Origin of the sequence: Mycolicibacterium confluentis, from assembly GCF_010729895.1 — a bacterium.
GTDB lineage: Bacteria > Actinomycetota > Actinomycetes > Mycobacteriales > Mycobacteriaceae > Mycobacterium > Mycobacterium confluentis.
Genome location: NZ_AP022612.1, coordinates 2,149,329 through 2,169,504, shown reverse-complemented (window position 1 = coordinate 2,169,504; position 20,176 = coordinate 2,149,329). Strand labels below are relative to the sequence as shown.

Here is a 20,176-nt window from a genome sequence, read left to right as displayed (position 1 = left end):
CCCTAATCCCCCCGCGCATCAATTGAACCAGCGCTTCGCTCGGCGAGCGCCGTGTCCGCTCAAGTTTCTGCGGGTCGCCCTGCACAAAGACGGCCCGCAGTCAGGCGAGGTACAGTCGTCTACTACCAAGTTTGTAGTACATCGCTTCACCCCGCCGAGGAGCTTGGATGTCAACTGTGAACGGACTGCCCGGGCATGTCCTGCTGGTGCATTTCCTGGTCGTCCTGACACCGCTGACAGCGGTCCTGGCGATCCTGTGCGCACTGTGGCCCGCCGCGTTGCGCCATCTCATCTGGCTCGTCCTCGCTCTCGCGGTGACGTGCCTGGCCCTCACTCCGTTCACCACGGAAGCCGGCGAATGGCTCGAGGGTCGAGTCGACCCCTCACCACTGGTGACCACTCATGCCGCACTCGGCGACACCATGATCTACGTGACCGCCGCACTCGTTGTAGCCGCACTGCTGCTGTTGCTCAAGCACGTCCGGACTGCGCGAAGCGCGGCACTGCCCCAGTCCGTCGTCGCGGTCATCACGGTCCTAGTGCTGCTCATCGGGGCCGGCGCGGTGGTCCAGGTGTACCGAATCGGCGACTCGGGCGCTCAATCGGCCTGGGCCGATGCCGTGTCGGGCGAGTAGCGTCAGCGCAGCAGGTCTGCAACGGATTCGGCCCGCTCGGCCACCAGGCGATCCTGCATCCAGTCGATGGTGACCGTCGAATCTGCGCCGACGGCCACGAGGAGCAGGACCGCGGCCACAAGTGGCATGATCCGCTGCCTGCGCGGTGCGGGTCTGCGCAGCGCGCACACCCGCTGGACGATCGCGTGCGCACCGTCACTGATACCGAGCCGGTCAGGAGCCGCTCTCGCCGTGGCCGACGTCAGCAGAGCCACCTTGGCAAGCGCCTGGGCAGTCACCGCCCGGCCGGCCCTCGCGGCGCACTCGTCGGCGTGCCGCTCCGCGGCGAACCGAACCTCACGGCACCACTGGCGCAGAATCGGATTGACGCAGGCCGCCAATTCGGCCATCTGGACATAAACCTGATGGTGATGTCGAAGATGGGCTCGCTCATGCCTGAGCACCGCATCGAATTCGGCTGCGGACAACGCATCTCGAAGGCCAGTCGTTGCCACCACCGCGCCGCGCCCGCCTGGGACGGCGAATGCCGCCGGGACCGGATCGTCGACGAGAAGCACCCCGTGGTCATCGGAAACGCCTCGGCGAAAGACGTCGGCAGAACGACTGAGCGCCCGCATGCGAGACACATGCACCACCACTCGCGACACACCAAGCGCCACAACGAAGCTCATTACCGCCCAGAGCCAGCCCACCGGCAGACCAACCGAGACACCCATTGCGCAGACGGCGGCGACCACCGAGCTCAGCGTCGCCACCGCCAGCGCCAGCGCTCCGAGCCCGAGCACCCGCACGCTCCATCCCGGTGAGAACAGGGAATGCACCCGGCTCAGGACAGGCGCCACCAGCGCGGCAAGCACCCACGCCACGGCCAGCGCGGCCGACAGCATCTAGTGGCTCCGACTGTCGTCGGACGCGGAATCGTCCAGGAGCTGACGCAGAACTGCCTCGTCCTCAGGGCCAAGGCCGGCGACGAAGTTGGCCAGCACATCTGCGCGCCCGGCGCGGCTGTCAAGCTCTCTGCGCATCCGCAGCGCAGCCTGAAACGCCGGTAACTCATCTGCGGCCACCACCAGCGAGTAGCGATGAGCACGGCCTGCGCGGACCCGCTCGACGAGCCCCTTCTGTGTGAGACGCACGAGCGCAGTCATCACAGTCGTGTACGCAAGTTCCTCGCCGAGCGCAGCACGCACCTGCTCCACCGTCATGGGCGCCTGATCGCTCAGGACGCCGACGACGGCGCTCTCCAGAGCACCCGGTTCGCGGCGCACTGACTCTCCTTCCGGCGCGGGGACATCTCGTGCCGCCAGGATAGGCCCTCACCGTGCGCGAAGTTGCTGCGTCACACCGAAGCTGGGTTATGGCAGCCTACCTTTGCTGGCAGACGATGGCGCCGCTGGCTAGCGTCATTGCATGGTGAATTCCCCCGCCCATCCGGCAGAGCCCCACGTGGGCTCCGTGTCGTCGAAACTGAACTGGCTGCGCGCAGGAGTCCTCGGCGCCAATGACGGAATCGTGTCGACGGCGGGCATCGTCGTTGGCGTGGCGGCCGCCGCGGTCGAGCGCGGACCGGTCCTCACGGCCGGAATCGCGGGCCTGGCGGCGGGTGCGGTGTCGATGGCGTTGGGCGAGTACGTGTCCGTCAGCACTCAACGTGACACGGAGAAAGCGCTTCTGACGAAAGAACGCCGGGAACTCCGGGAAGACCCGGCCGCAGAGTTGGATGAACTGGCCGCACTGTACGAGGCCAAGGGACTCAACGCGGACACCGCACGCCTGGTGGCCGAGGAGCTCACCGAACACGACGCGTTCGCCGCACACGCGGAGATCGAACTTGGCCTGAGCCCAGACGAATTGACGAACCCCTGGCAGGCTGCGCTGTCGTCGGCGCTGGCGTTCACCGTCGGTGCGCTGCTTCCTCTCCTGGCCATCTCGATACCGCCACTCTCGTCGCGAATTCCCGTCACCGTCGTCGCAGTACTGGTGGCCCTGTTGTGCACGGGCGCCGTGTCGGCGGCACTCGGTGGGGCGCCCGCGAAGCGTGCGATCGTGCGGAATGTCGTCGGCGGCGGACTCGCCCTGGCCATCACCTACGGGATCGGTCATCTCGTCGGGGTGGCCGTGACGTGACCCGCATCCCAAGCCCTCTCCCCCACGGATTGTTCCGGTCAGCGGCGCGCTGAGGGCCACCGGGTTCACAATGGCGACGGAGGCGCCGCCCAAGTCGGCGTCGTCGAAGGAGCAGACCGATGGTCACTGTCTTTCTTGTCGACGACCATGAGGTCGTTCGTCGCGGCCTGATCGAACTGCTGAGCACGGATCCGGATCTGACCGTCGTCGGGGAAGCCGGTTCGGTGGCCGAAGCGCACGCCCGGATCCCAGCGGCACGGCCAGACGTCGCGGTCCTCGACGTCCGCCTGCCCGATGGCAGCGGCATCGAACTCTGCCGTGACCTGCTCTCCCAGCTCTCCGACCTGCACTGCCTGATGCTGACGTCGTTCACCTCTGACGAGGCGCTGTTGGACGCGATTCTGGCCGGGGCCAGCGGGTATGTCATCAAGGACATCAAGGGCATGGAGCTGGCCCAAGCCATCAAGGATGTCGGGGCGGGGCGATCACTGCTGGACAACCGGGCGGCCGCCGTGCTGATGGCCAAGCTGCGGCGCGGCCTGGACAAACCCACCGATCCCACGGCCAGGCTGACGCCCCAGGAACGAGTGCTGTTGGACCTGCTGGGAGAGGGCCTCACCAACAGGCAGATCGCCGACCGCATGTTCTTGGCGGAGAAGACGGTCAAGAACTACGTGTCACGGCTGCTCGCCAAACTCGGCATGCAGCGCCGGACGCAGGCGGCGGTGTTCGTCTCCAGAATCCATCAGGACCAGCAGCGGCTGATCGAGGACGATTGAGAACAGCAACCGGCTGCCCATCCCGGCCGCCGGTGACACAATCGAGTAGTGGGGACGGGGACGTCGCCCGGGGAAAGTGGCGACCAGACACTGCGTGACGCGTTGTCGCACCTGCGACTGCGCGAGCTGCTCTGCGAGGTGCAGGACCGGATCCCGCAGATCATGGACGGCCGTGACCGCCTCGACGGTCTGGTGGAGGCCATGCTGATGGTCACTGCCCGGCTGGAGTTGGACGACACCCTGCGCACCATCGTCCGCACCGCCCGCGAACTGCTCGACGCCGAATACTGCGCCCTGGGGGTGCGTGGCTCGGGACACGAACTGGCCGAATTCATCTACGAGGGCATCGACGAGCTCACCCGTGAGGCGATCGGCCCCCTGCCGTCGGGCCGCGGCGTACTGGGTCTGCTCATCGACCGCCCCGCACCGATCCGGTTGGACAACATCCAGGATCATCCCAGTTCGGTCGGTTTCCCCCGCAATCATCCCCCGATGCAGTCCTTCCTCGGGGTTCCCATACTCATCCGCGACACCGTGTACGGAAATCTGTACCTCACCGAGAAACGGACCGGACAGCCGTTCAGTGAAGACGACGAGGTGCTCGTGCAGGCGCTGGCCGCCGCCGCAGGCATCGCGATCGAGAACGCCCGCCTGTACCAACAGGCCCGGACCCGGCAGGCATGGATTGCCGCCACTCGCGACATCGCCACCGAATTGCTGTCCGGGCCCGACCCGGGCCGGGTGTTCCAGCTCATCGCCGACGAGACGCTGAAACTGACCGATGCCGAGGCCACGCTGGTGGCCGTGCCCGCCGACGAGGACGCTCCCGTCAGCGAAGTCGACGACCTGCTGATCGCGGCGGTCGCCGGTTCCGCTGGCCGCGACGCTGTCGCCGGTGCGCCCATCTCGGTGGCGGGAACGACTGTGGGGCAGGCGCTCTCGGACGGCCGACCGTTCCGTGCGGATGCCCTCGATGCGCCGACCGGCGTTCAGGGTTGGGTCGGCCCAGCCCTGGTGCTTCCGTTGCGGACCACGGACAACATTGCCGGCGTGCTTTTCGCGCTGCGCGAACCCGGGAGCCCACCGTTCACAGAGGAACAACTCGACATGGTGTCGGCCTTCGCCGATCAGGCAGCCGTGGCGTGGGAACTGGCGGTCACCCAGCACAGGATGCACGATCTCGATGTCCTGACCGACCGTGATCGCATCGCTCGCGACCTGCACGACCAGGTCATTCAGCGACTCTTCGCCGTCGGATTGGCCCTGCAGGGCACCATCCCCCGCGCGCGGTCCGCCGACGTGCAGCGCCGGATCGCTCAGTGCGTCGATGATCTGCAGGACGTCATCTCCGACATCCGGACCACAGTGTTCGACCTGCAGGGCGGCACCGTCACCCGTCTCCGGCAGCGACTCGACGACGTCCTGGCCCAGTTCGACACCGCCGGTGTGCGCACCGTGGCGCATTACAGCGGTCCGTTGTCCGTGATCGAAGCTGATCTGGCCGACCACGCCGAGGCGGTGGTCCGAGAGGGCATCAGCAATGCCGTCCGCCACGGTCACGCCACAGAGATCACCATCCGCGTCAGCGTCAACGACGATCTGTGCATTGCGGTCATTGACAACGGTTCCGGCATCGGCGACACCGGGACTGAGAGCGGTCTGGCGAATCTACGGAAACGCGCACGCGACTGCAGTGGTGAATTATCCGTTGCGGCAATCGATTCCGGAGGCACCGAGCTTCGTTGGTGGGCACCCCTACTCTGATTCTGCGAACCCCGACAGCGATTCGGCTAACTGAACCGAGCACCGTCCAACCTGGACACCATCTCGGTCAATGGCCGTCGCGGCGTGGCCGGCAGCGGATCGGCGTTCACCGAAGGCCATCCGATCCGCACGAGCATCTGCGGGATATGGGTGTGGTCAAAGACTGTCTCCCGCAGCGCCATACGGGTCTCGGGCACCTCCAACACCTCGGACACCAGGCATGTCGCCAAGCCCCTGGAGGTTGCCGTCAGCAGCGCAGCGCTGGTGGCCTCGCCAGCTCGAAGCCGAGCCACGTCGTCGTCACCCAGGGTGCCCAGCACCACCAACACGCCATTGTCGTCAGCAGCCGAGGTTTGAGCAGAACGCGCGAGCGCGGGCCCGGCAAACAGACGGCCCGGCAGCGGGGCGGCCCTCTCCGGCGCCGGGGTGTTGCGCGCGGGCACCCCACTGGTCGCCGCGTAGCGACCGCTCCATGAGGCCAACTCCGCGAGGTATCGGTCATCGGCGACGCGTGACCACGCTGCGTCGGCGAACAGGGACCGCAGTTGGCTGTCGATTTCACAGCGACGAACCACCACCCCGAGCCGCGCCGCGCGGGCTCCGATCAGCGCGATGTCACCAAGCTCGACCGGCCAACTGCTGTACGGGCGCCGGTCGGTCCGACGCCGCGGAATCGCCGCGGCCATGGCGATGTCGACCGCATCCGGCGGGCCCCGGTGCAGTTCCAGAGCCGCGAGCTGGCCCGGTCGCGCGGGGTCGGGAAAGCGATGGACGTGTGCCCGCCAACCCAGTGCCGCCAGAGCAACGGTGCAGTGATGCAACGCCACCCCGCAACTGACGATGAGATCGCGGCCGTCCGGATCCGTATAGGGCAGCAGCCGCGAGGTGTCGGCGTGGAGATGGATGCTGTGCGGCCCGACACAGAAGCGCCACGGCTGGGAGTTGTGCACCGACGGCGCGCGCGCGGCCAGCGCAAGGGCAGCCAGCACGGTGTCGTCGTCGGAGAAGTTGTTGTTCGACATCAGCACCAACTCACAATCGACACGGAAACCCGATTCCACGGTGCGTCGGCGGACCGTCTCGCACCAGAGGCACAAGTCCTCAGTCCGCCCTGGACATCCTCCCCGGCTCAGGCCTGCGCGTTGTTGCGAGGGTCGGCGAAGGTTGAGGGACTTTCGACTCCTCCGCAGTCGCGACCCGTGACCTACTCTCCGAGTCAACCTCTCCCGATTGGAGCAGGCCGATGGAAGGTTCTGAGCAGTTCGGGGCGGTCGTGGTCGGCATCGACGGTTCGGACGCTGCGATCGGTGCTGCGCGGTGGGCCGCCCACGAAGCATCGATACGCGGGGTGCCACTGCGCCTCGTCCACGCCACAGATGCTCCTTGCGAACCCGGCGGTCTCGACATGGGTGTCGAGTACGGCGAACAGTCACTGCGCTCTGCGAGTGCCGCCGTGAACGCTCTGAACTTTGACGTCGCGCTGGAGACGGCACTCGTCTCGGGCGATCCCAGTACGGTCTTGATCGACGCGTCCCGAGACGCCGACCTGATCTGTCTGGGCTCGGTGGGGATCGGGCGTCTGGCCGCCACGCTGTTGGGAAGCACAGCGGAAGAGGTCGCGAGGAAGGCTCACTGCCCCGTCGCCATCCTCCGCAGGGGCGGCCGCCGTGGAGGGCCCGCCGACCGCGCCTCAGTCGTCGTTCCCGTGACGGCCGCCCAGGAGGACAAGCTGGTGATCGACACCGCGATGCAGATCGCACGCCACACCGGATCGCCGGTGTTGGCGGTGGGAGTGTGGCGAAAAGACCTCGGAGAGTTGTTCTACGACGAATTGGACGAGCGTGTGACCGGCTGGAGACAGCGCTGTCCCGATGTCACCATCCGCGCAGTCTCCGGCCGGGCCACCATCGCCGAGTTCCTCGCTGACTACACCGAGCCGATTCAACTGGTGGTGATCGGAGAAGCGGACGTCGATCAGGTCCTGGGAATCGTCGGCCCCCACTCGCATGCGCTGATCGACCACGGCGAGTGTTCGGTGCTCGTCGCCCGCAGGTGAGGCTTTCCGACCGTTGCCGTCAGGCGCCGCGTGGGAGGTCCCTGCCCTGCGCCGCCGGCAGAGACTCACGACCAATACGCAGCAATTTCACAGTTTCGACCCGCAAATTTGCCGACGCGTGGGTAAATTGAGCCTGCGCGCACCGCCCGGTCCGCGCAGTCGCATCGCACAGAGCTCCAGGGGTTGTGCCGACAGAGTCACCGCCCCTCTCTTGCAGGGCTTTTCGGGTCCGCTGTCTCGGGCACCGCTGGGTACCGACCGGTCATGCCCTTTCCCCTGCTGCGAGGAGCCTCCGTGCGCGCATCCACCTTCCGCAACCAGTCCACGGGCGGCTACTCCCGGTATATCGGCCGGGTGGGGGCACTCGCCGTCGCGTTGGGCGTAGGCCTTGCCTCCAGCACCGCGTATGGAATCGGCATCGCCTACGCCGACACCGAAGGGGGCTCCAGCGAATCGGGCTCCGGTGCAGCACCATCCTCCTCGTCGTCGCGCGACAACGGCGACAGGACCGAGACCAAGTCCCCCAGGATCAGGAGATCCACTGAGAACGGCACTCGTCCGACATGGCCCAAGACGCGCAGCAGGACCTCGGCCACCACCTCTGGCGAGACGAGCGCAACCCCCGAGAAGTCACTCGACGGAGTCACCCTCGGGACGGTGAGGGTGGACACCGAAACGTCGAGCGACACCGTCACCGGCACCAGGACCTCCGGGTCGGCGACCGCCGACACCAGGGACGCGTCGGCTCTCGATCCGCGCGATGTCGCTGCGGCCACCGCGGAACTGCAGACGGACACCACAGCTGAATCCTCGCCTCAGACCCCCTCGCCCACAACGGAAATCGTCGCAGAGGAACCCACCCTCGTCCCCGTCGATGGCGAGACGCCGAAAGAGCCTGACGGCACTGACATCTCGACGCCACCCACCGACTTGGTGGTCGCCCCCGGCACGAAACCCGACATCGAGACCCGGCCGCTCGCCCACACCACGAGCGGCTCACCGTCCACGACGACGACCACTCCGGAGGCGTCCACCCCTGAGTCGCCCGAGCCCTCCACCTCGGAGGTGGCCGAGGACTCCCCCATCGCACCGGAGATCGAACAGGCACACCAACCGGTCAGCCCGCCGCCCCCGCCTCGGGTCCACCGGAGCAATCCGATCGCCGGACTCATCGCCATCCCCGTCGCGGCCGTGGTCGCCGTCCCCGCGGTCATCTCCAAGGTGATCTCGGCAATCATGTCGCCACTGCTCGCCCCGGGCACTCCGGCCGCACCCCCCTTTCTTTGGAATGTGCTGACGTGGGCCGTCCGGGAGATCCAGAACACGTTCTTCAACCGGCGCCCGCAGGTGGTCGCCCAGACCATCGACCTGTCCCTTGACGCGGGGCAGGTGAGCGGCCCGATCAGCTTCGGGGGATTCGATCCCGACGGCAATCCGGTGACCTACACCGTGAGCACGCCAGCGCACGGCGTGCTCACCGTCGACCAGCAGACCGGCCAATTCACCTACACACTCACCGATCCCGGTTACACAGGAACCGATCAGTTCACCGTCACCATCAGCGACGCCGGCCCGCACCTGCATGGCCTTCACGGCTACGTGACCAACCACAGCAGCAGTGCCGTCATCACGCTGAACATCACCACCTCCAACCACGCACCGATCGCGGTCCCCGACTCCGTCACGACCGACTGGAACACCCCGGTCACGTTCTCCGTGACCGACAACGACTCCGACCCCGACGGCGACCCGCTGACGGTGATCTCATACACCGACCCCGCTCACGGCACCCTCTTCCACCACGGTGACGGCACCTTCACCTACACCCCGAATGTCGACTTCTACGGTGAGGACGAATTCACCTACACCATCAGCGACGAGTACGGTCTCGCCGCGGCCACGAAGTCCACGTTCACCGTGATCAGGGGCCAGATCCACCTGCAGGCCGAGGACGATGAGGTCACCCTCGAGGAGGACAGCACCACCACCATCGAGGTGCTGGCGAACGACACCGAAGGGGACACCGGGGGTGTGCACATCGTCGCTGTCACCTCGCCCGCCAACGGGACTGTGACCCTGAATGCCGACAACACCCTCACTTACCAGCCAGCGGCAGACTACAACGGCGAAGACTCGTTCTCGTACACCGTGATCGACGCCGCCGGTAACACCTCCACCGCCACCGTCAGTCTCACCATCACCCCGGTGAACGACGCACCGGTGGTGATTTCGGCTCCGACAGTCACCATGGACGAGGACGGGGTTGCCAGTGGCATCGTCACCGCAGTTGATGCCGACGTCGACGACACACTGACCTACTCGATCGGCAGCCCGCCGCAACACGGTGTCGTCGTCATCGACGGCGTCACGGGCGCATTCACCTACATCCCCAACCTGGACCACAACGGCGTCGACTCATTCGGGGTGTCCGTCACTGACAGTGCGGGCGAAAGCACCACCGTGATTGTCTCCGTCACCATCCACCCGGTCGACGACCCGCCGCCGACGTCCACCACCACTGTCGTTCTCCTGGAGGACGGCACGGCGACCGGCGATCTGGTGCCCATCAAGGTCGATGCGGACGGTGAGCACGTCATGCTCCACTCGATCGACGGTCACGCAGTCGCTTCGACGGGGTTGACGACGATCACCACGCAACACGGGGTGCTCACGGTGAGCTCCGACGGCCATTTCACCTACACGCCGAATGCGAACTCAACCGAGACTGACGCCCTCACGTACGAAGTGATCGACGTGGCTGGCAACCGGTCAACCTCGACCATCACGTTCCACATTCAGCCCGTCAACGACGCGCCCGTCGCCTTTGATGATGTGTACACACCCGCAAGTCCCCCGGTGTTGATCGGCATGCACTCGGTGACGTTCACCGGCAACGTCCTCAACAACGACAGCGACGTGGACACACCGCGTTCGGCGCTGACCGCAGTCCTCGTGGGCCAACCGACATCCAGCCAGGTTCTGGGACTCGATCTGGACGGCATCGAGCACTTCGAGTTACGCGACGACGGTTCGTTCGAGATAACTGGACTCGTACTCGGATCCCTGATTGGCCTCATCACCCCGGTCACCTGGACCTTCACCTACCAGGTCAGTGACGGCGAAGCATTCAGCGATGTCGCCACCGCGACGATCAGGTGGGTCTGAGCACCCGCGGCATCGAGTACGCGCAACTGTCAGTACCTGGCGGTGATGCCCAGCTCGCTCAGGAGGAGACGGACACGCCTCTCGATATCGTCGCGAATGCACCTGACCACACCGATGGACTGACCCGCGGGGTCATCGAGTTCCCAGTTCTCGTAACGCTTTCCAGGGATGTACGGGCAGGTGTCGCGGGTAAGTCCCTTGGTGTGGTGGGGTTTCGGGGCTGAAGCCGACCAGGCTGGACCATGTCCGGTGTGTCATTAGGGCTTCGGGGTGGGCCATCGCGTAGTGGTCATTGAGTTACCGACCAAAGTGACTCAAGCAAAGGACACACCACGCGATGACCCAGGACCATTCTGCCCTGCTGGCCCAGCTCGATGCGCTCCGCTCCGCTGATGTCGGGGCGGTATTCGCCGAGTTGATCCGCGCCGGCCTGCAGGCGTTGATCGAGGCCGAGGCCACCGAGGCGATCGGCGCCGGCCGCTACCAACGCACCGATGGACGCAGCACTCACCGCAACGGGCATCGACCCAAGACGGTGTCGACCACCGCTGGCGACATCGAGATCCAGATCCCCAAGCTGCGGGCCGGCTCGTTCTTCCCGTCGCTGCTGGAACGGCGCCGCCGCATCGACAAAGCCCTGCACGCGGTGATCATGGAGGCCTACGTGCACGGCGTCTCCACCCGCAGCGTCGATGACCTCGTTACCGCGATGGGTGTCGGTTCGGGTGTCTCGAAGTCGGAGGTCTCGCGCATCTGCGCCGGCCTGGACCGCGAGATCGAAGCTTTCCGTACCCGCAGTCTGACCCACACGTCGTTTCCCTACGTGTTCTGTGACGCCACATTCTGCAAGGTGCGTGTCGGGGCGCATGTGGTCTCCCAAGCCCTGGTGGTGGCCACCGGGGTCTCCATCGAGGGCACCCGCGAGGTGCTGGGCACCGCCGTCGGTGACAGCGAATCCTTTGAGTTCTGGCGCGAGTTCCTCGCCTCGCTCAAAGCCCGCGGCCTGAGCGGCGTGCATCTGGTGATCTCCGATGCCCACGCCGGTCTCAAGGCTGCCGTGGTCCAGCAGTTCGCCGGATCGTCGTGGCAGCGGTGCCGGGTGCACTTCATGCGCAATCTGCACGGCGTGGTGGCCGCCAAACACGCCCCCGCGGTGACCGCGGCGGTCAAGACGATCTTCGCTCACACCGACCCCGCCGACGTTGCCGCCCAGTGGGACCAGGTCGCTGACACGCTGTCGTCGAGCTCCGAAAGTGGCGGCGATGATGGATGAGGCCAAGACCGACGTGCTGGCGTTCACCGCGTTCCCGCGCACCCATTGGCAGAAGATCTGGTCGAACAATCCGATCGAGCGGCTCAACAAGGAGATCAAACGCCGCGCCGATGTCGTGGAGATCTTCCCCAACCCCGCGGCGTTCCTGCGCCTGGCCACCGCTGTGGTCATCGAAGCCCACGACGAATGGCAGGTCACCCGCCGCTACCTGTCAGAGGTCTCCATGGCCGAACTGCGCAAAGTCATCGCCACCAAACAGCAAGCAGCCCAACCCGTCGCCGAACCACGTCAAATCGCCTAGCATTCACCATGACTCGTTGATCACTACGCGTGAACCCACGCCGATCCGAAGTCCACCACCCCAAGGGGCACTATCGGTGTCGCTGCAGCCCATCGTGACGACGACGTCGGCGGCGTGGACCATCTCGTGGGTCCAGAGCTTGGGTGTCTGGCCAGTGATGTCGATGCCGACCTCGGCCATGGCCTCGACCGCCGACGGATTGACGTTCTCGGCCGGCTCGGACCCGCCTGAGTAGACATCGGCCTGCTCACCCACGAGGTGACTGAAGAAGCTCATCGCCATCTGCGAGCGGCCCGCGTTGTGGGTGCATAGGAACAGCACCGTGGGTTTGGTTGTCATCGCGTGCTCCCCTCGGGTGTGCGATCGGTGAAGCGTTGGCGCAGGGCCAGCGAGACGTAGACGAGCGCGACGAGCACGGGCACCTCGATGAGCGGGCCGACCACTCCGGCCAGCGCCTGACCCGAGGTCGCGCCGTAGGTGGCGATCGCGACGGCGATGGCGAGTTCGAAGTTGTTGCCCGCCGCGGTGAACGCCAGCGTGGTGGTGCGCTGATACCCCAGCCCAAGCAGAGCGCCCACTAGGTAGCCGCCGCCCCACATGATCGCGAAGTACGCCAGCAGCGGCAGTGCGATGCGCACGACATCGGTTGGGCGGCTGGTGATCTGTTCTCCCTGCAGGGCGAAGAGGACGACGATCGTGAACAGCAGACCGTACAGCGCCCAGGGTCCGACGCGGGGCAGGAAGGTCGACTCGTACCAGGTGCGGCCCTTGGCCTTCTCCCCCAACCGTCGCGACAGGTACCCGGCCAGCAGTGGGACGCCGAGGAAGATCAGCACGGACTTCGCGATCTGCCACGGTGAGGTGCTGATGGTGGTCTGCGCGAGCCCGAGCCAGCCCGGCAGCACCGACAGGTAGAACCAGCCCAGCACGGCGAACATGACGACTTGAAACAGCGAGTTGAGCGCGACCAGAACCGCCGCGGCCTCCCGGTCACCGCACGCGAGGTCGTTCCAGATGATCACCATGGCGATGCAGCGGGCCAGGCCGACGATGATCAGGCCCGTGCGGTATTCCGGCAGGTCGGGCAGGAGCAGCCAGGCCAGGGCGAACATCAACGCCGGGCCGAGCACCCAGTTCAGCAGGAGCGAGCTGAACAGCAGTCGGCGATCGCCGGTGACGGTGTCGAGGCGGTCGTAGCGGACCTTGGCCAGCACCGGGTACATCATGATGAGCAGACCCAGCGCGATCGGCAGCGAGATACCGTCCACCTGAATGTGATTCAGTGCGCTGTTGACGCCGGGTAGGAACCGGCCCAGCAGCAGACCCGCCGCCATCGCGAGGCCGATCCACACGGGCAGGAACTGGTCGAGCCGCGAGAGCTTGGCGATGACGGCGGGGTGCGCCTCTGCTGTGTCGGTCACGGATCAGCAGCAGCTGGTGGTGGTGGCCGGGACCTTCTCCGCGTCGGCGGCGGTGCCACCGCAGCAGACCCCGCCCTCTGCGGTACCACCGTCAGCATGCTGGGGGCTGGTGCCGAAGGTCTCGGAGTCGGCGAGCACGGTGTAGACCTCCCACTTCTCGCCGGCCGGTCCGGTGACCCAGACCTTGTCCTGGGTGGCGAAGCAGCAGGTGGTGCCGATCTCCTCGTCGGTGAACAGACCCGCCTCAGTGAGACGCGCGATCTCGGCGTGCACGGTCTCGCTGGACTCGACCTCGACGCCCAGGTGGTTGATGGTGCCGCCCTTGCCGGGGTTCTCCAGCAGGACCAGCTTCAGCGGCGGTTCGGTGACGGCGAAGTTCGCGTAACCCGGCTTGACCTTGGCCGGTGAGGTGTTGAACAGCGTGGAGTAGAAGGCGATCGCCTCGTCGAGGTCGTCGACGTTGAGTGCGAGTTGCATGCGGGACATGGCTGGATCTCCTTACCTGTGCGACTTATGTCGAACTCCTCCATCATGCATACCTCTTTGACTTATGTCAAAGTACTTCGCATACTTGGTGTCATGCCCAAGGCACTGCCGACTATCGACATCACCGCCCCCGTGTGCTGCGCGCCCGTCGCGGCTGGGCCCATGAGCGACGACGCCGCCCTCGAGGTGGCGCTGCGCCTCAAGGCGCTGGCCGACCCGGCGCGGGTGAGGATCATGTCACTGTTGTTCAGTGCCGAGACCGGCGAGGAGAACAGCGGTGAACTCGCCGCACGCCTCGGGTTGACCGAGTCCACGGTCAGCCATCACCTCGCCCAGCTTCGGCGCGCGGGGTTCGTCGAGTCGGACCGCCGGGGTATGAACGTCTACCACCGGCCCAGCCACGACGCGGTGGGCGCGCTGTGTGCGGTGTTGGATCCGAACTGCTGCAGGTAGCTGCGGCCGCGGTCATCCAGTTTCGACCTAAGATTCTGGGCGAGTGCTGACCGGCGGGAGGTGAAGGTGGGAGGACCGCGTTCGACCTCGCAACCGCAGTCGGGCCGCCGTGCGCGAGGCACGTTGAACACGGACACGATTGTGGCGGCCGCCTTCGCTCTGGCTGCAGAATCCTCCGTCGAGGATCTGACGATTCCGTTGGTCGCGGAGTCGCTCGGGGTCGGCGTGACGAGCATCTACTGGCACGTCCGCAACAAGACCGAACTTCTCGACGCCATGACTGATCGCGCGTTGCGGCGCAGCGAGTTGCCCGCCTTCGTCGGATCGGCCGATTGGCGTGAGTCGTTGATGACACACGCGCGCGGGGTGCGGCGCGCCTTTCTCGACGACCCGGTGTTGACGGATCTGATCCTGATTCGCGGAGCGCTCAGCCCGCTGGCACGACGACTCGGTGCGCAGGAGATGGACAAGGCGATCACTAGCATGGTCGAGGCCGGATTGGACCGGAACCGGGCCGCAGACGTCTACTCGGCGGTCTCAGCTCTCGTACGAGGATCGGTGCTGCTCGCAAGGTTGGAGCAGAAGCACGGTGCTTCGGCCGCCGCACTGTCGCAGGATGACCGTGCGTTCGAACTTCTTCTGACGTCGCTGTTCACCGAGACCGGGCTGCCGGCCTAAGCCTTTGTGCCGCGCCTGGTTTGGCGGGCGATGGGGCGTCCGCACAGTTTTCCGGCGTCAGTGCCGACCTTCGCCGGCGAGGACACTTTGAGCCCGACCAGGTCCAGTGCGGGGTCGTCGATGATCGCGCGAAGCGCGACGCTTCCGGTCATCCCGGTGCCGACGTGAACCACGCGACGCTTGGCTGCAGTGTCAGGGGTTGAAATCACAGGCGCTGCTCTCGCAGTGGTCACCGACACGGTGGATGCGCCTTACTGTAGATAAATCCAGTAAGGGTTACCAGTAACTGTTCCGCTCGATGCGCAACCCATGTGGAGGGCACCGATTGTCTCAGCGAACGTGATCACCGGCGCAAGCGACGGTGTCGGAGCCGCAGCGGCCGTCAGAGGTCCAGCACCACATCACCGCCCGGCACAGCCGAGCAGATCAGTGCCGTTCCGGCACCGGGCAGTTCGAGCGGTTGCTGCGTGTACTCGACGGACCCCGAGATGACTCCCGTCGCGCAGACGTGGCACACACCGCTTCGGCACGAGAAGCGGGTGGGAACGTCGCAGGCTTCGGCGAAGTCGAGGATGTTCGCACAGTCCCTGTGCCAGGGAACCGCCAGCCCACTGCGGGCGAACGTCACCGCAGGCCCGACACCCGGTGGGCCGGGCGGTGGGTGCGGGCTCGGGGCCTTCGACGGATCCTTCATCCCCGGGTGGATCGGCGGCAGCGCACCGAACAGCTCGGTGTGAATGCGTGCATCGTCGAATCCTGTCGCGAGGAGCGCCTCGCGCATATCCGTCATGTACTGCACCGGTCCACAGAGGTAAACAGTCGCCTCGACCGGAAGTTCGAGCGCGGCGATCTTCGGCTCGTCCAACCGTCCGTCCGTGTCGGTGTAGAACACCCGGCAGTGCGCCTGCGGAAGCGTCTCGATCAACGACTTCACCTCAGGTGCGAACGCCTCCGATGCGCGGCTTCGAACCGTATGCAGCCACCAGACGGTCCGAGTGCTGCGGTCGGAGGCCAGCGAATTGAGCATCGCCAAGACTGGAGTGATGCCGATGCCGGCCGACAGGAGCACCACCGGGCCCGCACCATCGGTGAGGTAGAAATCGCCCCGCGGTGCGGCAGCCTCGATCACCGTTCCGACTTCGGCGTGGTCGTGAAGCCAGCGGCTCACCAATCCGCGGTCCTCGCGTTTCACGCTGATCCGGTAGCGACCAGCCCGAGAATCGCTCGAGAGCGAGTAGCTCCGCATCGGTACGGGACTACCCGCATCTGGAATACGCACCGTCAGGTACTGGCCGGGACGGGCGCTGGGCAGTGCACCGCCGTCGCCAGAATCCAGCGAAATCGAAAGCACTACAGTTGATTCCGGCCGCACCTCACAGACTCGCAACCGTTGGAAACCGTTCCATCCCGGCTCAGCACCGATCGAGGGCCCTGCCGAAGCCGCACCACCGTCATGAGCCGCGAGGAGCTCGCGGAACGACTGCTGCCAGCCGGGGCTCAGAGCGGGCACATCGACGATCTTGCGCAGCTGCTCGATGTTGCGCTCCGGCAGATAGAGCAGTGCGTCGACGTCGGCCACAGACATGTGATGCCGCCCATCGCGGGTGCGCACGATCTCATCTCCGGTTTGGACCTCCCCCTCCACTGTCACTCGGAGGTAAAAGCCGGGACGACGCTGTGACACCAGCAGCTGGGGCATTCGTGGTTCGTCCAGTCGGAGGCCGACCCGAAAGCAGGTGACTCGCGGTTGCGTCACTTCGAATTCCGCGTCGCCGATGCGGAACCGGTCGCCAACGCAGACCTCGTCGTCTGCCAGGCCGGTGATCGTGAAGTTCTCGCCGAAGCTGCCGGGTGCCAGATCGTCCCGGTTCAGGAAACGCCTCCAGAATTGATAAGACTCCTGCTGGTAGACCATGACGGCGCGTTGTTCACCCCCGTGGCCCGCCAGATCGCCCTGGCCATCACCGTCAATGTTGTGTCGTCGCACCATGACTGGTCCACGGACCGGCGATTTCCATATCCCGGTGTGCACAGTCTTGTCGCGCCACTGCACGTCTCTGGGCATTCCGACGTTGACCGAGATGAGCCTGGGCAGCATCCGCGTCCCCCTGTCACCGACCGCGGTGATACGGGACCAGTGTGCTCCCTGAGTGATGGTCAAGCCACTGAAAGCGCGCGGATACTCCGTCCGGCGCCGTCACGGCGGGGCGCAGTCTCGGTGTCAGCTGCCTACACCAGTTCAGGAACCCTCAGGTGCGCGATCGCCAACTCGAAGTCGCATTCCTCCAGCATTTCGGCTCCGGCCTCCGCGACGGTGTCGTCCCTGAGCGTGTCCAGCTTCCCCATCGTCCTGTGTAGGGCGTCGGCGCTGTCAAACGCTGTCGACACCACCACCAGACCGGTGTGCCGATTCACCATCAGGCTCGCGCTGCAATGGCCTTCCAGTTCCTCGAATGCCGGCAGCACCGAATCCTTGAAGAGGTCTATACCCGCATCCATCCGGGCTGGGTCAACCTTGGCCCAGCCAACCCGCACGCACGTGCCCTCGGCACTGTCGTGATCGCGGTGCATCACCGCGATCTCCCATTCGGCAATCTCCGGGGCACCGCCGAGGGTCTGCGCCGCGCGGTCACGCACCTCTCGGATCAATGGTCCGCTGGCGCGCATGTCGTCCTCGGACTGCCACGCGCTGGTGGCGATGCACCGCCCTGACTCGCGGTCTGCGAGCAGCGACAGACCTACGAAACCGTGCATCTTCTGCAACTCGGGCATCACCGCCCCCCGGATGCTGGCTATTCCGTCGTCAATCGATCCCGGCCGCCCCCAGACGGTCGTTGTTCGTGCGTACACAATCTGCCTCCTCACAACGAGGCAGCGTCGCGACGGCGCCGCCGTCGGGCCTGATTCTCCTCCGTCGGGTGTCAGGCAGCAATGGTCGGGCGCGCACCTGTCACGGAGTGTTCTCGACGAACACGTCCGGGTCGCCGGCCTCGTATTCGAGCGCTGCGCGGTCGAATTTCCACATGTAGAGGAAGCGTCGAGCAACTCCGCCGCCGGAATTGGAGACAGAGGCGAATCAACCGATACGCCCATTCTCGCCTCCGCGTCGACAGATCTCTTGCGTTCAGCGAGCTTGTTGGATCTGGTTCTTGATCTCCCGATAGGCCTGCACGCGGGCCATCACCGCTTCCACCGCCGAATCGATGGGCGTGGACGGAGGACTGGACTCGATGCCGTAGAGCATCGCGGCCAGCTTTCCGTGCAATTCAGCGCGCTGCTCTGCAACGCGGGCGTCCTCGCGTTCGGTGCGCAGCGATTTGTCGATCAGTTGTGCTTCCTTGGCGCATTTCCCGATCAAGCCCACCCGCTCGATCGCAGCGCGTTCCAGACTCGCGATGGTGCTCTTCGCCTCCGCGAGAATCTTGCGGTCGTCAGCACTGGGTTTATCCAACGCCGACAGCTTGCTCGTCACGCCGCGGAGCGCATGCGCCTTTTCAAAGTTGTCGGTGATGCCTTTGATGTCCGCGCTGAAATCGACATCACCCAGCCATCCCTCGCGCGCGGCTTCAGATCCGGCCACCTGCTTGACGGCGGTCAAAGCGGACTCGACCAGCGCGGCATTGTCCTTGCCAAGGGTGTCGACGCGTCGCTGCTTGTCCTTTCGGACCCGTTCTTCGCGTTCACGTTTGGCTGCGGCGGCCTGCTTGGCCCGCTCGACCCGCGCCCGCTCCTCTGCTTCCGCATGACGCTTCTCGGCGGCATCTACGAGGCGGTAGACGACCCAACCGATCACCGACAGGGCAACCATGACGCCAAGCGCTATCCACACGGGCTTGGGGACCAGCGAGATCAGCACAATGACGAAGACGATGAGGCCCACCGCGCCTGCTCCGTCGGAAGAACTCTTACCGCTCATCCAGTGCCTGCCATCGAAATCCCCCGATCCTCCCCAGCGACCGACCCCCGCTTGCTGCGACTTGGTGGTGCGTTTCCGAATGCTAGCTGGACCCACTGACACGATGAGGACCATCGACAGGAGCGGGTCCCCGCATCGCTGCCGGGCGTAGCGAACAGCGGCGCCGATCTGCGCGATGCGTTCTCATCCAGCCCTCCGAGTACGGCAGACCAGTCCAAATGAGACTCAAAGCTCCACCCGCTCTGCGAAACTCCACCCGTGCGACCGACGATCGTCGGCGTTCTGAATTCACCCCCATCGAGACGTACCGCCACGACAACAGAACGGACGCCCGTGACCCAAGCACCAGGACGACTCTTCGGAAAATCGGCAGTGATCACCGGGGCCGCCTTCGGCATAGGTCGGGCGACCGCTGTGCTCTTCGCGCGCGAGGGCGCGCGGATGGTCGTGACCGACATCCAGGGCGAGCCGCTGTTGGCGCTCGCCGATGAACTGCGCGAGACCGGGGCGGAGGTCGAGACAGTCACCGGCGACGTCTCAGTCGAGGACGATGCGCGCCGGATGATCGCGGCGGCAGCCGAGCGCTTCGGCCGCCTCGATGTTCTGGTCGCCAACGCCGGCATCATTCCGCTTGGCGATGTGCAGGAGATGACGACCGCCGACTGGGACGGCGTGATGGCTGTCGACGGGCGCGGCATGTTCCTCACATGCAAATTTGGGATCGAGGCAATGCTGCCAACCGGCGGCGGCTCCATCGTCTGCCTGTCGTCGATCTCCGGGGTGGCCGGGCAGAAGCGGCAGGCGGCTTACGGGCCGGCCAAGTTCGTCGCCACCGGCTTGACCAAGCACCTCGCGGTCGAGTGGGCCGACCGGGGCATCAGAGTCAACGCCGTCGCCCCCGGAACGATCAGCACTGAGCGGGTCAGCCAGATGCGGGAGGAGCCGGGTGGCGCGGAATACCTCGCAACCGTCGAGGCCGCGCACCCGATGAACCGCATCGGCGAGCCGGCCGAAGTCGCCAGCGCGATCCTCTTCCTCGCTTCCGATGACGCCTCTTTCATCACCGGCGCCGTGCTGCCCGTCGACGGGGGCTATTTGGCGCAGTAGCGTCCGCGGGATGGG

19 protein-coding genes and 2 pseudogenes are annotated in these 20,176 nt (G+C 65.9%); 10 read left to right on the top strand and 11 right to left on the bottom strand.

Going from position 1 to position 20,176, the window contains the following annotated elements:
• The first annotated feature begins 167 nt into the window (after positions 1 to 167).
• On the top strand, positions 168 to 635 hold the full coding sequence (locus G6N34_RS10025) for a DUF2231 domain-containing protein (protein ID WP_085153394.1): 468 nt from the start codon (positions 168 to 170) through the stop codon (positions 633 to 635).
• A gap of 2 nt (positions 636 to 637) precedes the next feature.
• On the opposite strand, the gene G6N34_RS10020 is transcribed toward G6N34_RS10025, so the two are convergent.
• On the bottom strand, positions 638 to 1,522 hold the full coding sequence (locus G6N34_RS10020; protein ID WP_085153396.1) for a M56 family metallopeptidase: 885 nt from the start codon (positions 1,520 to 1,522) through the stop codon (positions 638 to 640).
• Entirely contained in the window at positions 1,523 to 1,903 is a 381-nt protein-coding gene (locus G6N34_RS10015; RefSeq protein WP_085153398.1) for a BlaI/MecI/CopY family transcriptional regulator, read from the bottom strand.
• A gap of 142 nt (positions 1,904 to 2,045) precedes the next feature.
• Between G6N34_RS10015 and G6N34_RS10010 the strand changes: the two genes are divergently transcribed.
• From G6N34_RS10010 to G6N34_RS10000, 3 genes are all read left to right on the top strand, one after another.
• The gene (locus G6N34_RS10010; protein WP_085153400.1) at positions 2,046 to 2,762 is read left to right on the top strand and encodes a VIT1/CCC1 transporter family protein; all 717 of its coding nucleotides are present in this window, start codon (positions 2,046 to 2,048) and stop codon (positions 2,760 to 2,762) included.
• A 119-nt stretch (positions 2,763 to 2,881) separates the two neighbouring features.
• A complete protein-coding gene (locus G6N34_RS10005) occupies positions 2,882 to 3,541 on the top strand; it encodes a response regulator (protein WP_085153402.1) in 660 nt (219 codons plus the stop codon).
• 48 nt (positions 3,542 to 3,589) lie between these two features.
• A complete protein-coding gene (locus tag G6N34_RS10000) occupies positions 3,590 to 5,305 on the top strand; it encodes a sensor histidine kinase (RefSeq protein ID WP_234812974.1) in 1,716 nt (571 codons plus the stop codon).
• 26 nt (positions 5,306 to 5,331) lie between these two features.
• On the opposite strand, the gene G6N34_RS09995 is transcribed toward G6N34_RS10000, so the two are convergent.
• Positions 5,332 to 6,327 (bottom strand): Acg family FMN-binding oxidoreductase, encoded by a 996-nt coding sequence (locus G6N34_RS09995; RefSeq protein WP_085153412.1) that lies wholly within the window; start codon positions 6,325 to 6,327, stop codon positions 5,332 to 5,334.
• Positions 6,328 to 6,548: 221 nt separating this feature from the next.
• Between G6N34_RS09995 and G6N34_RS09990 the strand changes: the two genes are divergently transcribed.
• Both G6N34_RS09990 and G6N34_RS09985 read left to right on the top strand, forming a co-directional pair.
• Positions 6,549 to 7,361 (top strand): universal stress protein, encoded by an 813-nt coding sequence (locus G6N34_RS09990; RefSeq protein WP_085153404.1) that lies wholly within the window; start codon positions 6,549 to 6,551, stop codon positions 7,359 to 7,361.
• A 294-nt stretch (positions 7,362 to 7,655) separates the two neighbouring features.
• On the top strand, positions 7,656 to 10,526 hold the full coding sequence (locus G6N34_RS09985) for a cadherin-like domain-containing protein (protein WP_133057792.1): 2,871 nt from the start codon (positions 7,656 to 7,658) through the stop codon (positions 10,524 to 10,526).
• A 29-nt stretch (positions 10,527 to 10,555) separates the two neighbouring features.
• Here the strand turns inward: G6N34_RS09985 and G6N34_RS09980 are convergent.
• Positions 10,556 to 10,711 (bottom strand): annotated as a pseudogene (locus G6N34_RS09980) (phosphotyrosine protein phosphatase); the annotation flags it as partial.
• A gap of 152 nt (positions 10,712 to 10,863) precedes the next feature.
• Between G6N34_RS09980 and G6N34_RS09975 the strand changes: the two are divergent.
• Positions 10,864 to 12,100, top strand: a pseudogene (locus tag G6N34_RS09975) (IS256 family transposase).
• A gap of 3 nt (positions 12,101 to 12,103) precedes the next feature.
• Here G6N34_RS09975 and G6N34_RS09970 read toward each other — a convergent pair.
• Genes G6N34_RS09970 through G6N34_RS09960 form a run of 3 tightly spaced genes read right to left on the bottom strand, consistent with a single transcriptional unit; the run spans position 12,104 to position 14,007 of the window.
• Positions 12,104 to 12,439, bottom strand: coding sequence for an arsenate reductase/protein-tyrosine-phosphatase family protein (locus G6N34_RS09970; RefSeq protein WP_085150393.1), 336 nt, complete (start codon positions 12,437 to 12,439; stop codon positions 12,104 to 12,106).
• Positions 12,436 to 13,521: an ACR3 family arsenite efflux transporter gene (gene arsB / locus G6N34_RS09965; protein WP_085150391.1), complete on the bottom strand. Its 1,086-nt coding sequence runs from the start codon at positions 13,519 to 13,521 to the stop codon at positions 12,436 to 12,438. The genes G6N34_RS09970 and arsB overlap by 4 nt, the downstream gene beginning before the upstream one ends.
• 3 nt (positions 13,522 to 13,524) lie before the next feature.
• On the bottom strand, positions 13,525 to 14,007 hold the full coding sequence (locus G6N34_RS09960) for an ArsI/CadI family heavy metal resistance metalloenzyme (RefSeq protein ID WP_085150389.1): 483 nt from the start codon (positions 14,005 to 14,007) through the stop codon (positions 13,525 to 13,527).
• 93 nt (positions 14,008 to 14,100) lie between these two features.
• Between G6N34_RS09960 and G6N34_RS09955 the strand changes: the two genes are divergently transcribed.
• Both G6N34_RS09955 and G6N34_RS09950 read left to right on the top strand, forming a co-directional pair.
• Positions 14,101 to 14,460: an Rv2640c family ArsR-like transcriptional regulator gene (locus tag G6N34_RS09955; RefSeq protein ID WP_085150387.1), complete on the top strand. Its 360-nt coding sequence runs from the start codon at positions 14,101 to 14,103 to the stop codon at positions 14,458 to 14,460.
• A gap of 141 nt (positions 14,461 to 14,601) precedes the next feature.
• The gene (locus G6N34_RS09950; RefSeq protein WP_133057720.1) at positions 14,602 to 15,138 is read left to right on the top strand and encodes a TetR family transcriptional regulator; all 537 of its coding nucleotides are present in this window, start codon (positions 14,602 to 14,604) and stop codon (positions 15,136 to 15,138) included.
• Here the strand turns inward: G6N34_RS09950 and G6N34_RS28375 are convergent.
• The 4 genes from G6N34_RS28375 to G6N34_RS09930 form a co-directional block, all read right to left on the bottom strand.
• Complete coding sequence (locus G6N34_RS28375) at positions 15,135 to 15,347, bottom strand: hypothetical protein (protein ID WP_308213256.1); 213 nt, start codon at positions 15,345 to 15,347, stop codon at positions 15,135 to 15,137. The two genes, G6N34_RS09950 and G6N34_RS28375, sit on opposite strands and share 4 nt — an antisense overlap.
• 173 nt (positions 15,348 to 15,520) lie before the next feature.
• Complete coding sequence (locus tag G6N34_RS09940) at positions 15,521 to 17,233, bottom strand: MOSC and FAD-binding oxidoreductase domain-containing protein (protein WP_085150401.1); 1,713 nt, start codon at positions 17,231 to 17,233, stop codon at positions 15,521 to 15,523.
• A gap of 134 nt (positions 17,234 to 17,367) precedes the next feature.
• On the bottom strand, positions 17,368 to 17,988 hold the full coding sequence (locus tag G6N34_RS09935) for a hypothetical protein (RefSeq protein ID WP_085150399.1): 621 nt from the start codon (positions 17,986 to 17,988) through the stop codon (positions 17,368 to 17,370).
• Positions 17,989 to 18,262: 274 nt separating this feature from the next.
• A complete protein-coding gene (locus tag G6N34_RS09930; protein WP_234812801.1) occupies positions 18,263 to 19,018 on the bottom strand; it encodes a hypothetical protein in 756 nt (251 codons plus the stop codon).
• A gap of 369 nt (positions 19,019 to 19,387) precedes the next feature.
• On the opposite strand from G6N34_RS09930, the gene G6N34_RS09925 reads away from it, so the two are divergent.
• Positions 19,388 to 20,161 (top strand): SDR family NAD(P)-dependent oxidoreductase, encoded by a 774-nt coding sequence (locus G6N34_RS09925; RefSeq protein ID WP_085150381.1) that lies wholly within the window; start codon positions 19,388 to 19,390, stop codon positions 20,159 to 20,161.
• Positions 20,162 to 20,176 lie beyond the last annotated feature (15 nt).

What these genes read in the sequence shown, in the direction of transcription:
- G6N34_RS09995 (WP_085153412.1), bottom strand. Translation starts at nt 6,327, where the DNA reads ATGTCGAACAACAACTTCTCCGACGACGACACCGTGCTGGCTGCCCTT.
- G6N34_RS10025 (WP_085153394.1), top strand. Translation starts at nt 168, where the DNA reads ATGTCAACTGTGAACGGACTGCCCGGGCATGTCCTGCTGGTGCATTTC.
- G6N34_RS09990 (WP_085153404.1), top strand. Translation starts at nt 6,549, where the DNA reads ATGGAAGGTTCTGAGCAGTTCGGGGCGGTCGTGGTCGGCATCGACGGT.
- G6N34_RS10010 (WP_085153400.1), top strand. Translation starts at nt 2,046, where the DNA reads ATGGTGAATTCCCCCGCCCATCCGGCAGAGCCCCACGTGGGCTCCGTG.
- G6N34_RS09955 (WP_085150387.1), top strand. Translation starts at nt 14,101, where the DNA reads ATGCCCAAGGCACTGCCGACTATCGACATCACCGCCCCCGTGTGCTGC.
- G6N34_RS09960 (WP_085150389.1), bottom strand. Translation starts at nt 14,007, where the DNA reads ATGTCCCGCATGCAACTCGCACTCAACGTCGACGACCTCGACGAGGCG.
- G6N34_RS10005 (WP_085153402.1), top strand. Translation starts at nt 2,882, where the DNA reads ATGGTCACTGTCTTTCTTGTCGACGACCATGAGGTCGTTCGTCGCGGC.
- G6N34_RS09970 (WP_085150393.1), bottom strand. Translation starts at nt 12,439, where the DNA reads ATGACAACCAAACCCACGGTGCTGTTCCTATGCACCCACAACGCGGGC.
- G6N34_RS10020 (WP_085153396.1), bottom strand. Translation starts at nt 1,522, where the DNA reads ATGCTGTCGGCCGCGCTGGCCGTGGCGTGGGTGCTTGCCGCGCTGGTG.